This is a genomic window from Sphingobacterium sp. UDSM-2020, assembly GCF_016132525.1.
GTDB lineage: Bacteria > Bacteroidota > Bacteroidia > Sphingobacteriales > Sphingobacteriaceae > Sphingobacterium > Sphingobacterium anhuiense.
The window spans coordinates 2,641,642-2,654,897 of sequence record NZ_CP066166.1 but is presented as its reverse complement, the minus strand read 5'-3'; the positions used below and the strand labels follow the sequence as shown (position 1 = coordinate 2,654,897).

Here is a 13,256-nt window from a genome sequence, read left to right as displayed (position 1 = left end):
GTAAAAAATAAAAAATCTACACGTTATTGGTCCTGTTATTTAAAGCTACTATTTTCCATCAGAAATCACTACCACTTCAATTTCACGCTCGGCCTCAATTAAATCCAAACCATGACGTTGCACTTCTTTTTGTAAGCCAGCAATTGTACCGTCATACGGTTGCAAATTTAAGCCACCACTAAAGCCTGTCTCATCAATAGCTGGTGGAAATTTCCGTTGCATATCCAAATGCATCAAAACGATACCTGCAATAGACATTCCTCCTTTTTCAATCGCTAAAGTATCCGTAATAGGTTTATCAGTTTTGACGAAAACCAAACATTTCACCTTCCTTTTTTCGTATCGTCCTTCAATACCTAAACGGTTATTCAGGTCCTTTATCGCTAACTTCGCCATTACTGTTTTATCTATAATACCTTGTTTAACCTGTTCATAACAAATGAAATTTTTTGTATTCCAATCTGAAACATTTCCATATTCATCTTTATATAAATAGCGAGAAGGATCTTTAACCTCTATAAATGTACGACCTGGCGAAATAATAAATTTCGGTGGTTCAGACTTTGTATTAACCAGTAGCATCTGATAAGTATGAAAAATACTTTGGTTAAAAATTGCTACCCTTGTATGATTTTGAATACTATCTTGAATAAAATTGATACCACCCTGCTCCGGAACAGATGTTGCCTGTCCTGTCAAAACCGAATAACCGTAAACCGGCGATTGGGTAGCATCTTGCCATAAAGGATTTATAGTTAGAAATGGAGTTGTCGCATCAAATCGTTCTGTTTTTAATTGCCAGTCGACAGCTTGCCCATCCAATAAGGTCTGTATATTTTCTTTTGTAATGTATTCTCCTCCAGTAATAGCCACTACTTTTCCCTTATAGATCCACACTACATGTGGATTGGTTTCATAACGAAAATAGGTTCGAAGTGCACGGTCATCAACCACGGATGCGCGATGTACAGGTGGCTGATGTTCTGTTAAAAAACGATTGGTTTTAAAAAATTTTGTGATCATTTCCTCAGGTTGCCAGGTCACGGATAGCAATTTGATTTGATCACCAAAAACCTTTTGTAAGGAATCTAATTTGGGCATACTGGCAATACAAACACTGCAGGTGGTATCCCAAAAATCCAGTACCAATAATTTATCCTTATAATCTGAAGTGCGTATTGAGCGTTTGTCATTGTTGATAATATTGTCAATCAGAATATCGGGTACCTGATCGCCAATTTTGAGTTCCGCGATACCGGGTACAAGTGGCGGTCTGCCGTATTTGTCTTTTTCCTGCGCGTGGACAGATGTTGTTAAAAATAGTAAAAAACAAATGAGAGTTGTCAATTTCATAATGAATCCTTAATGTAAGTTTATACTTAAAGGTTCCTTTAAAGCAGGGCATCCCTAGAGATCCCAGTAAAAAAATGTTTCTTTTATATGAAGCGGAAAGTGTACTCATGTTTTAACAAAAAAAACCGCAAAGCGACTATACTTTGCGGCTAACAAAAATCTACCTATGTGGATCTTATGCTGGTCCTACCAATAGGTTCCTTTGAACCGGAGCATCCCTAGCTGTGGAGCTAAAATAATCTAAATAGTTGATGCCCCTTTTGCTACCATAATACGCCATCAAAAAACCGTAAGCACCTCGCGCACCTACGGTTTCATTACAAAGCTACACTCAAAACAGTATCTTGATCGAAAGGCATTGTTATAAAAATGCTTACGATGCTTTAAAAACCGTAAGAGGTGTCCCTCCTACGGTCTTACTTAAAAAAGCAGCATAAAATATTCATATCAACGCTCTAGCAACGTTTCTTATTTAAGGTTTCATCACCACCAAACTGTTCCCCTCACGCTTGAAACTGACCAGACCGGTCTGCTCCAGTTTGCTCAGCAATGTGGAAAGATGCTCAAAGCGGGAGACAGAACCATTGAGCCGTACATCTTGAACCGGATCCTGGAATACAACCTGAACCTTGTACCAGCGTGAAATCTGCTGCATCACCGATACCATTGGCTCATTGTCAAAAATAAATTTCCCGTCTTTCCACAATTCCATATGCGCATCGTCCAAGTTCTTGACCCGAATACCTGCTCCTGAAAGCAAGGACTGCTGGCCGGGACGCAACAGGGCTTCGGCTTTTGAAAGCCTGTCCGTGACTTTTACCTTACCCTCCAACAGGGTGGTTTTAATCTGTCCATCTTCGGTATAGGCGCTGACATTGAAATGTGTGCCCAGCACCCGCAGCTGCTGCCGTCCGGATGAAACGACAAAGGGCTGGTCGGCATCGGGACTGACTTCAAAATAAGCTTCACCGTAGCTCAGCTCCACTTCCCTATTTCCTGAGGATGAAAAGAAAGTGGGATAACGAAAGGAGGAAGCGGCATTGAGCCAGACATGGGTTCCATCAGGCAATACAACTTGATACTGACCGCCCTGAGGTGTCTCAATAGTGTTATAAGCAATAACACCTAAAGAACCGGATTTTGCGCTACTTCCGACATGGTAGATCAATTGACCGTCGGCTGTCTTAGATATCACCACGCCTCCCTGATCGGCTAGTTGACCGTTTTGTGCGACATCCGACAATTGAACACGGCTACCATCGGAAAGGATCAAGGTTGCCTCATCCGTGCCTGGCGCCACATCTGCTGTACCGCTATCGGTAATTACTAATTCTTGGTCTTCGTATTTACTGCTGTACAGATAGATTCCTGCGCAGATGTTCAGAACTACAAATGCAGCTGCCACCGTACGCAGCCAACGGCCGCTTCTCCTCTTTCGATTTATATTTCTTTCTATGACCTGATACATGCGGTCACGAAGTTCTTCCTCCGATTTTGCATAATTTGCGCCAATAAAGACGGGATTGTCAAGGCCCTGACGATACCATTGATTGAACTCGAGTCCCTCCTCGGGGCTGATGGTATTATTCAACCATTTATGAGCTAGATACTCGATGCGTTTATTTTTCATATCAATCTTATAGTTGCACGGCTTTACTATTAGGTTCCTACTTGTACATTTATCCCTAGCGCAACTGTTAAAAAAATTATCTTTCTATATTATTTTCAATTACCATTCCCGCTACATGTTTACAAAAAAATCAAAGCGTGAGAAAAAAGACTTTTAAGCCGGTTCGGATAAACTTCAGGGCTTTGGTGATGTACCATTCGATGGTTTTCTCTGAAAGCTCCAAGGTGGATGCAATCTCTTTATGGCTGCGCCCTTCCACGCGGCTCATCTCGTAAACAAGACGGCATTTTTCGGGCAATGCTTCTACCAGAAACTGAAGTCTTTCATTGACTTCATGAAACTCAAGCCACTGCTGGGTAGAATCGTCCGAAAGCTCGGAAAGTACCTCTTCCGCTGCGATATCACTGAAATGCTTATGTTTAAACCGTGCATTAAGGCATTTCAGCACCCGGTACTTGACGGCAACAGCTAGGTAGGATCTTAAGGAGGAATGAACTTCCAGCTCTTCCCTCCGGTTCCAGATGCTGATAAAGATCTGCTGCACGATATCTTCTGCTTCTTCGAAACTATTCAGCTTATTAGCTGCCGCGGTAAACAGTTTTTTCCAATAGCGATCGTACAATACCGTAAAGGCCTGATTGCTGCCGGTCTGCAACATATGAAGGAGCTCCTCATCCGAAAGGATATTAATCTTAACGTCTATCATGGGTCAATAACTAATTCATTACCAATACCATTCCTATAAATTTACAAATACTGGTACAATAAAAATAAATCCCTGCCCTATATTGCGAGACATCCATTGGTTAAAAGACGCAATGGGGTCGAGCTGTATAAGCATCGAACAACGAAAAGTAACAGTAATGGAAGATCTTCATAAAAAAAGAATCCTCATTACTGCAATCCAATGTAACATTGGAACACCGGACTGATTATATATAGAAATAACCTTCCCTAAAAAAAGATGGTAGAAAGCTCTTTCTAAATTTATATCAGTCCGTATCCTAATTTTTTGTTCACAGGTATATGCTAGTAGGTTCCTGTGGCAAGAACAATCCCTAGTCTATTTTGGAAATATTACTTGAAAAGTTTTAGAGGAATTAATAAAGAAATATAAATGGTTCTGAAGCTTATCAAGAAAAAGTATATCATTTTTCGATATATTTCCCTTATTACTACAGCTATTGGAGGTGTTTGTACTGGCGTATTTTTATAAATTCTGACAAACGTAGGGTAAGGTATTGATTATATTTTCTTGAAAATAAAGCAGCCTGCTTCTGAGGGATGATCTAAGACCATCGTATCTTTATCTTCTTTCCATATCAGGTGGATGATCATAAAATCACCAGCTGCAGCGACCGTGAAAAATATAGCAAATATTAACAAGAACACATTACCCGTAAAAATTGCGATAAAGGCTGGAAGTACTCCTAAAATAATGGCCGGCATAATAGCTCCTACTATATACTGTCTAACTCTTAAAGGTTCTTTGCAGTGGCAATAGGGAGTTAACATCTTTATTAAGATTCCAAACTTTATGGATTTAAATCCATGCTTAGCGAAAAGGGCAAAAGTAGCTCCGTGAATTAATTCATGTACAACTATTCCAGCAAGTAGAACGATTACAACAGCTATCGGAAAGAGGGGATTTTCTCTAAAACTCTCCACAAATACTCCAATAAAATCCAGTTTACCCCATATCAAATAAAAGGGAAGACCATATACTAAAATGATGGGTATGAATAAGAGCAGAGAAAAAATATTTGCCTTGGCTAAATCAATAGTTCTAATCTCCTTTATATAATTTTCTAATAAATTTTGTTCCATATACTTACTCAATAACGTACTTTCATTTATAAAAATTTAAATAAAAGTCCACCACAGTAATATCCAATTTTATAAATTGCAAATACTGAAATTGTTGCTATTATAATGAATCTTTTATTCTTTACGTATAGCTGTAAAATATTATTTAATCCCATAAATGTGTCCTACTATTTATTTTGCAATCAAATACATCCAAACTCATCTTTTACTCCTTAGAAATTTAATGCTATTGAACGAACTGAAATAAGTAAGTCATGATAAAATAAATTAATATTCCTACTACTGCTGCTAGCAAATAATAAATCTTTTTATTCATAAATTTAAATTGACATACATGAATCGATCATTCTAAGAACTCCACCATCAACTTGAGTCATCTCATAAGTATCCAATTCGGGTACACTAATCGAGTGTAACTCTAAGTTATTCATTTTTATCTTTATAAAAAATTATTCACACTCTATTTCTAAGGCTATTTTTCGTAATTTTTATTTTCCTCATACGCAAAGCTATCCGCCCTTTGGCCTAGATCGTTAACGAACAGCTTCGTTGATTAGCAACACTAAATTAAAACAGCTCAATGCTCAAAAAAAGCTTTGCCGATATTTTCTGAAAGTTAATGTTGCTCTACAGAAATATTTCTGATCTTTCCTTTCCAGAATACCTGAGCTATTGACCTTTCCATGTTCTTTACCAAAGATTATATTATATTCTTAACAAGATGTGTTGGAAATATTATGGATTTTTACATTCTAGAAAAACTCATATTATCATAGCTGATAAGGAATAACCTACAGCTATATGATCACAAATAAGTAAAGCCACATTTCACAACGTGGCTTTACCGCACCTATATAATTAATTAAACAGTAACCGACACTTTTCAGATTAAAATACATTGCAAGCTCATGTGCTGATTCCGATCCTTGCTATTTTTTCGTTAATCAGATATCCTTCCGGTTATCATCCGAATCCATATCAATCAACTTATTATACGGATCGATTCCGACCTGAAGAGGCAACTCGTCGACCACAAGTGTTATTTTATTATTGATCTGATCGATCCTATGTTTTTTCAGATACAATTCCTGTGTTGAACGTCCACCTTTCTTGTTTGTTTTTGCAAACACACCGATCTCAATGTAATCCCTTAAAGGCAATGACTCCACAGTTTCTTTATCCGATTTCTTAAATGAAATGGGATTGTTGCCTTTATCATGATAACTTTTCGTTCCATTTTCATCCACACGATATTTGGCAACCTCAAATTCAATATCGACCTGATACTTACCATTTTTCATTTTTTTAGCAGTAACTTTTTCAACCTTATTGTTATATAAAGTGATGGTCTCAAACATATCTTTAATCAGGTACTGCAATGAATCGGGTGTCGCTTGTTTAAAGTGCTCCACAAACTCCAATGATGTTGTATAGGGTGGGTTTTGAAAAGCCGTATGTTCCAGATAGGTTTTAGCAGTCTTATTGAAAACATCCTCACCCAGGTAATCACTTAAAGCATACAATACCAAGGAACCTTTCTGGTAGTGGATATACATTTGATTCTCATTGAACATGAGGGGTCTCTCCCCCAATTTCTCAGCACTTCGCCCTGTTAGATAACCGTCCAATGCATCTTTTAGAAATTTGCGCATCTGCCCCTTACCATAACGTTTTTCCAACACTTTCAACGAAGAATACTCCGACATACTTTCCGATAGCAATGTAGCTCCCTGTACATTCGCTCCTACGACTTGATGAGCCCACCATTGATGTGCGATCTCATGTGCGGTGACTGCATAAGGATAATCCACGGCATCTTCATTTTTCTCCTTTACATCGGCGATAAACCCGATAGCTTCTGAAAAAGGAATGGTATTGGCAAATGACTGGGCAAAAGTTCCATCGGTACGTGGAAATTCGACAATACGCAACTGACGGTGCGGATAAGCACTGTATTCTTGGCTGTAATAAGCCAGAGATGCCTTACTGGATGCCATCATGCGGTCCAGATTGAACGTATGTCCTTTATGATAATATACTTCCAGATTCACGCCATTCCAGTTGCCTTTCTTTACTTCATATCGCGCAGAATTAAAGGCGTAGAAATTGAGAATTTCCGTATCCATCTTGTAGTGGTAATATTTACGTCCCCCCTTTTCCCATTCCTTAGTCAAGTAACCCGGTGCAATGGCCAACTGATCCAAATCTGTACTTACAATAGCCTCAAAACGAATCCAATCAGCATCACTCGAAATATAATTGTTTTGCAACGCTTTCTGATCTGTTGGTGGTGCCATCCGATTTCGATGTGGCAGTCCGTATTTCTTTCGGATATCGTTCTCAACCAATTCCCCCCTATCCAAATATCCAATATTTGGGAATTGCATATTGTTGATAAAAGTACCATTGCCTTTGACTGGAGATCGTCCATTCACCCAAGTATTGCGCGGGCTTTGGGTACTGAAATTCAAAGTAATGGAATCACCTGGAGCAAGTGGATGTTGTAATTTATAGATGTTAAAATTGTACTTATCATCTTCCGAAACCAAAGTATTGGGCACACTAAACGAGAACTTGTAATCGTAATCATTATAATTGACAAAAATCGAATCAATGGCTACCCCGGTCTTATTTTTCAATACATAGGCTACCTGTGCCTTAAAGCTTCGCTCTTTTGGGAAGATATCCATATTGAATTTAACATCCACAACCCTAGGCTGTGGCCGGTATTGATATTTTTTATATTTCTTTTCCCATTCAACAGCTTGTTTTTCATGATCTAAACTGGTATAATACGGTTTTTTAATATTATTTTCATAATATATACCAGCCCCAATAGCGATAAATCCCACAAGACTGATTGTGATTATCGCGACAATAGTGGGATTTAAATTACTTTTTAGGATCAGCCATCTTTCCTTGATTCCTGAGAACAGACCTCTTCGCCATAGTAATAACGAAATGGTCAAAAAGAAAATAGAAAATAAAAGCCAATATACCCTATAGGTCAAGAACGGCAACACATACCCGAAGCCATCCATATCCGAATAATCAAGTCCAGGTCCCTGATTAAATTTGTAAATATTCTGTTCCACTCCCATTGCCGAAAGAAAAGGCAATGCGATAAACAAGAGCAAGAGCACAAAAAATCCCGTCAGATAATTTTTGAACAAAGTATGGACAAACACAGAGACAAACAGCCAAGCTACATTGGACAGCATGCCATACACCATGAGATTCATCACATATTGTCCGATCTCAAAAGTATAATACCCATGATATACCTGAAAGGCCATACAAGTCACGATAACAACCAGTAACAAGGCCAGCTGCATTTTGACAATAGCAATTAAAGTTGATAAAAGTAAAACCCAGTTCGGGACAGGACTCGCATCAATCAATCCCCCCATACGGCTAATACTCCCCCGATGAATAAGCAAACCTGTAAACAGGAAAGTCAATATCAACAGAAAAAACTTAAATGTGGATCCAGGTATCATCAACATTTTCCAAGTAACAGGATAAGTCGATGTTCCTGAAATAGAACCGATGGTACTTGCCATTAAGATGACAAAAAGGATCCCTACCAATGCCAAAATCATAAATACAGGATTTTTGACAATGTAACTGAAGTTGTATCTCGCCAATGCCCATGAAGTCTTAAAATAGTGAAAAGCTGAAAAATTATATTTCACCACCGGAAGATCCATTCTAAAAATACTTTCAAAATTATTTTTAGTCACGCGTTTACCAATTTTACTCGTCTTAAACGTAAAAGCTTGTTGAGAAAATGAAAAGAACAAGTAAAAACCACCAATAAAAAGTGCAGATACGGCTAGCCAGATCAATCTGTTATAGATCACTGCTCCAGTAAAAGGAAGATTTCTGATATCTTTTTCTGCTGGAGACCAATATTGTGTATAGTAGGAAATAGCACTATCCCCAAATGGATCGATCAATGCACCGAGGTAACGGTTATCCATATCAGCTGTAGTACTGTGAACCACCGCTTGCAGCAGGAGTAAAATCAGTACCGCAACAAAACCCACATATACATTTCTAGTCAGTGTCACCAATACAAAAATAATGGAACTGAAAATTATCAGGTTGGGGATGACCTGAATAAGATAGGTCTGAAAATAGGCAAGTACATGTACCGGCCCCAATAAACTTTGGTTAATACCGGGAACATACTGCGCAACTATAATCCCTAGTGTAGAAGCCAATACGATGATTAAGACTACTGAAAGCGAACCAAAAAACTTACCCAGTAAATAATCAGTCTTGGTAAAGGGATAGCTAAAAAGAATGCTATGCACATTGTATTGAAAGTCCCGATAGACAGAAGCCCCCACAATGGTTGGGATCAGAAAATAAATAAGATTAGACATCCCATTAATCATTTCGCTGATCGCCAGAGGTGAGTTCATGATTGTATTGGAAGATGTCGTCGCGGTAATACCATCAAAGATACCAAGTGCAGACAGCATGATGAACAGTGCTAGCACAAAGAACAGCAACATGTAGATATAGATGGTACTATTCTTAAACCAGCGGGTGAACTCAAATTTAAAAATAGTGCTAAACATGGTGTTGATCTTTTTTAAGGGCGACAAAATAAACATCTTCCAGTTGCCCATCAGCAGGAACAAAAGATTCATCAGGACATAGATCGCTATACACGCGGATATTTAAGGTATTATCCTGATTATAGTTGGTTGATATCACATTATATTTTTGGGTGTACTCATCCAGTTGTTCCCGGGTGATGATACGTACCCAAATCTTACCAGACAGTTCATCTATGGTTTCTTTAGGAGTTCCCCTTAATAAAATCTTACCTCCATTCAGGATGGCCAATTCATGACACAGTTCACGTACATCATCTACGATATGCGTAGAAAATATAACCGTATGATCCGTGCCGATCTCGCGCAGTACATTGAGAAAACGGTGTCTTTCTGCAGGGTCAAGTCCAGCAGTAGGTTCATCCACAATAATCAATTTGGGATCGTTCAATAGCAATTGAGCAATACCAAAGCGCTGTTTCATCCCACCAGAATATCCACTGACACTTTTATGGCGTACATCCCACAGATTGGTTACTTCAAGAACACGGTTGATGATTTTTTGGCGATCAGCACCTGAAGAAATACCTTTAAGACGAGCAAAATATTGTAATAGATCTACAGCCGAAAGTTTGGGATAGACTCCAAATTCTTGAGGGAGGTAGCCCAGTACTTTTCTCAAGTCCATCTGATTTTTCAGCACATCAATCTGGTCAAAAGTAATTGTACCACTATCCGGTCTTTGAAGTGTCGCGATAGTTCGCATTAAAGAAGATTTACCAGCTCCATTTGGCCCTAAGAGACCAAACATGCCTGGTTTAATTTCAAGAGTGACATCATCTAAGGCTTTTACACCATTCGGATAGATTTTACTGAGGTTTGTTATAGATAAATTCATAAATAAGTTAACTGATAATAATCGATTAGTCGATTGAATAAAAAAATTGTTACAACAATATAAAAAAAATATCTCAAATTAAGTTTTGAAATAACTATCAGATATACTTATTTAACAACTCTTTTTAATTGAAAATTTAATTCTATTCAGTGGTTTAACAAACAGAAAAGTAGAAATTTACCTAAACGCCAAAATAAAAGGTCTAATTTTCATTAGACCTTTTATTGTATAACAACTATTACTACCACAATCAATCCATCTCTATAATAAAAATTATACGAAGCTGATGCGCAGCAGATTGTAGCTTAGCAAAATTAAACAATCTTGATTTACGTTTTTCTGTTTCTGTTGTTCCGAGAAACAAAAATACGTAACTCCCATTTTTAATCGCTCGACTCCAAACTTTCCCGATAAGCTTTACTAATAAAATTATACGTCAACATGGCGGCACCTTCTTGTGAAAGAACAGGATCTCGTAAAACGGCCAGTTGCATGGTATTTTCATTCAACGACATAATACGAACATCGCCCCAATCGACCACGATACCATCTTGAGGTTTACCATGTAAGGGTGTTGCATCAACCATACGGATCGTCTTCTTGTCCGTATCAATCATAAAGGATCCTTTTTGCTTTCTACCTAGCATATTGTGGTTAACGATGATATTGGCACCTCCTTTTAAATTAAAAGTCATTTCTCCATAATCACCAGCTGGCATAAGCCAGGTATTTTCTTTCCAGGTGGGATCCCAAAGCCAAGAATCGCTATTGAGAGGCTTTCCCTGCTGATTGACATTGCCCCACCAGTCACCTGTTCCATAAAAATATAACGGCCCTTTGAAAACTCTAGACAGTCCATTTTGATCCAGATCCAGATACCAGGTTTTCTCTTCTCCTGCCCCACCTGCCAACAGTGTCCAGGTTTCGTCACTGATAAACTCGGCATACATATCATCTACCTGAAAAGTGGCAGGTTCTCCATATACAATACCACCGCGGGTTTCAACGCCGAACTTCACTTTGTACTCTCCAGGGAATGGAATATTCAGGGTAACCTTTTTATCTTGGCTACGGCCCTGAGGATGCTCCCACAAGGGTGTATATTTTGCATCAACCAAACTGGTCAAGTATATAATATTGGGATTCGAAGCATCATGTTCAATTTTATACGATACGCCCTCTACGATCTGGGCCGGTGCAATATCGATATCCCCTAATTCATATTTTTCCGGAGTACAGGCTCCAAACAGAACTATTCCAATGAAGAAATAGATGCTATACTTTACTATATTTTTCATCTTTGTACAATTTTTATCAAAGCAAAATTTAACGATCGGTTTTACTAATTCCATCCGTCATTTTGTTTTAGCACGCCATTCGATAGGGTGATCTGTTTATTAGGAATCTGCATAAAACCTCTTGTCTTTAAGAAGTTCTCTTTTTTAACGGTGACTTTTTCAGGAACAGAACCACTGAGCACATCTTCAGAAGTTTCCAGTATGCCCGCAGCATTATTTAACCCCTGTCTTAAAACGTCCCAATAACGAATTCCTTCAAAGGCAAACTCAAATTCTCTTTCTCTTAAAATAGCAGCCTTGGATACAGCGGCAGCTGTGAAGTTGCTTTTGTAAGCTCTTTTTCGCACATCATCAAAGTATTTTTGAGCATTGCCCGAACCCAGCTCTGCGGCCATCAGTAATACATCGGCATAACGGATCACAAAATAATCCTGATCTTGAGAAAGCTGCATATCTTTCTCTCCCCCCGTATTGGTCGTTCCGTCCGGTAAAGCGGTTGGCGCATATTTCTTTACGGTATATCCGGTATATTCACGTTGATCTCTCAGATCAAAATTAGTAATGCCCTCTCCATCGATGTCAATGATAGAGGCTTCTTTTCGAGTATCATTATTACTAAATTTATTAAAGAAGTTTTTACTAACGGTACAGGCACCCCATCCTTGGCCATAAGGAGACCAGCTTTTACCTCTGAGCCCTAAGAAAACGATCCAGCGATTGCCATCAACATAACCATTATAGTTGGAGGTATTATTGAACTTTTGCGCAAACACCACTTCTGAATTCCCTTTTCCGATATACTTGGATATATCTAACGTGTTGTTGGTTTTGTTGGGAACATAACTCGCTGCCGGCCATAGTGCGCTGAAGTTTTGTACTAAGGCAAACTGCCCACTGCTGATCACATCTTCTAATCCGGCGAGTGCTTCGGCTTTAGTGACACCTATATCTTCAGTACCATAGTATCCGGTATAAAATAAATAGACACGTGCTAATAATGCTTTTGCCGCTAAAGGCGTTGCCCGACCATCATTGGTTCCTGCTGCCGATTTTGGATAGGCATCTGCAGGAATATGACTTGCCGCAAACTTAAGATCTTCGACAATCAGTTTGTATACATCCTTAGGATCTGCTTGGGGTATATTTTCATTAGTAGCACTCGTTAGCAAAGGGACTTTTTCAAATAAACGCACCAGATCAAAGTACATCAAGGCGCGTAAAAATTTTGTTTCCCCCTCAATCCTTGCTCTAGCAGCGGTTTGATTAGCAAAGTCTGTCCCGTCCAATTTACCCAAAAGGGTATTCGCTCTAAAAATACCGGCATAATAATCTGACCAGGTACCATCAAAAATATTATTATCTGAAGAGGATTCTGAAATATCAAATCGATCGATCGCTTGAAATGCTCGCCCATCTGTGGTACCTGTACCGCCAAAACACTGGTCTGCGGCCACCTCAGCTGTTAAATAAAAGGACTGGCTACCATTGGATACAGTACGCTGATAACCATCGTAACAACCCACTAAGGCCATATCTGCATCGGCTACTGTTTTATAGAAATTACTTTCTAAAACACTTGTCATCGGCTCGACATCGAGAAAACTGGAGGAACAAGAGTTGAACAGTAAGGCCGACATTAAAAAAGAACTGTATATGAAATGAGATTTATTCATGATTTTTAG

Annotated in this window: 8 protein-coding genes; all 8 read right to left on the bottom strand. The window is 38.7% G+C overall.

Annotated elements, in window-relative coordinates; all coding sequences use genetic code 11:
* Positions 1–48 precede the first annotated feature (48 nt).
* On the bottom strand, positions 49–1,353 hold the full coding sequence (locus tag JAZ75_RS11170) for a TlpA family protein disulfide reductase (protein ID WP_208701842.1): 1,305 nt from the start codon (positions 1,351–1,353) through the stop codon (positions 49–51).
* Between the two features lie 472 nt (positions 1,354–1,825).
* Positions 1,826–2,983: a FecR family protein gene (locus JAZ75_RS11165; RefSeq protein WP_208701840.1), complete on the bottom strand. Its 1,158-nt coding sequence runs from the start codon at positions 2,981–2,983 to the stop codon at positions 1,826–1,828.
* Between the two features lie 130 nt (positions 2,984–3,113).
* On the bottom strand, positions 3,114–3,689 hold the full coding sequence (locus JAZ75_RS11160) for an RNA polymerase sigma-70 factor (protein WP_208701838.1): 576 nt from the start codon (positions 3,687–3,689) through the stop codon (positions 3,114–3,116).
* A 539-nt stretch (positions 3,690–4,228) separates the two neighbouring features.
* Positions 4,229–4,810, bottom strand: coding sequence for a DUF3267 domain-containing protein (locus JAZ75_RS11155; RefSeq protein ID WP_208701836.1), 582 nt, complete (start codon positions 4,808–4,810; stop codon positions 4,229–4,231).
* A gap of 944 nt (positions 4,811–5,754) precedes the next feature.
* The gene (locus JAZ75_RS11150; RefSeq protein ID WP_208701835.1) at positions 5,755–9,399 is read right to left on the bottom strand and encodes a M1 family aminopeptidase; all 3,645 of its coding nucleotides are present in this window, start codon (positions 9,397–9,399) and stop codon (positions 5,755–5,757) included.
* Positions 9,392–10,276: an ABC transporter ATP-binding protein gene (locus JAZ75_RS11145; RefSeq protein ID WP_208701833.1), complete on the bottom strand. Its 885-nt coding sequence runs from the start codon at positions 10,274–10,276 to the stop codon at positions 9,392–9,394. Before JAZ75_RS11145 ends, JAZ75_RS11150 begins: the two co-directional genes overlap by 8 nt.
* A gap of 383 nt (positions 10,277–10,659) precedes the next feature.
* The gene (locus tag JAZ75_RS11140) at positions 10,660–11,574 is read right to left on the bottom strand and encodes a hypothetical protein (protein ID WP_208701830.1); all 915 of its coding nucleotides are present in this window, start codon (positions 11,572–11,574) and stop codon (positions 10,660–10,662) included.
* A 44-nt stretch (positions 11,575–11,618) separates the two neighbouring features.
* Positions 11,619–13,247 (bottom strand): RagB/SusD family nutrient uptake outer membrane protein, encoded by a 1,629-nt coding sequence (locus JAZ75_RS11135; RefSeq protein WP_208701828.1) that lies wholly within the window; start codon positions 13,245–13,247, stop codon positions 11,619–11,621.
* Positions 13,248–13,256 lie beyond the last annotated feature (9 nt).

Coding starts and splice junctions, on each gene's coding strand:
- JAZ75_RS11165 (WP_208701840.1), bottom strand. CDS start 2,983: ATGAAAAATAAACGCATCGAGTATCTAGCTCATAAATGGTTGAATAAT.
- JAZ75_RS11145 (WP_208701833.1), bottom strand. CDS start 10,276: ATGAATTTATCTATAACAAACCTCAGTAAAATCTATCCGAATGGTGTA.
- JAZ75_RS11155 (WP_208701836.1), bottom strand. CDS start 4,810: ATGGAACAAAATTTATTAGAAAATTATATAAAGGAGATTAGAACTATT.
- JAZ75_RS11140 (WP_208701830.1), bottom strand. CDS start 11,574: ATGAAAAATATAGTAAAGTATAGCATCTATTTCTTCATTGGAATAGTT.
- JAZ75_RS11160 (WP_208701838.1), bottom strand. CDS start 3,689: ATGATAGACGTTAAGATTAATATCCTTTCGGATGAGGAGCTCCTTCAT.
- JAZ75_RS11135 (WP_208701828.1), bottom strand. CDS start 13,247: ATGAATAAATCTCATTTCATATACAGTTCTTTTTTAATGTCGGCCTTA.
- JAZ75_RS11170 (WP_208701842.1), bottom strand. CDS start 1,353: ATGAAATTGACAACTCTCATTTGTTTTTTACTATTTTTAACAACATCT.
- JAZ75_RS11150 (WP_208701835.1), bottom strand. CDS start 9,399: ATGTTTAGCACTATTTTTAAATTTGAGTTCACCCGCTGGTTTAAGAAT.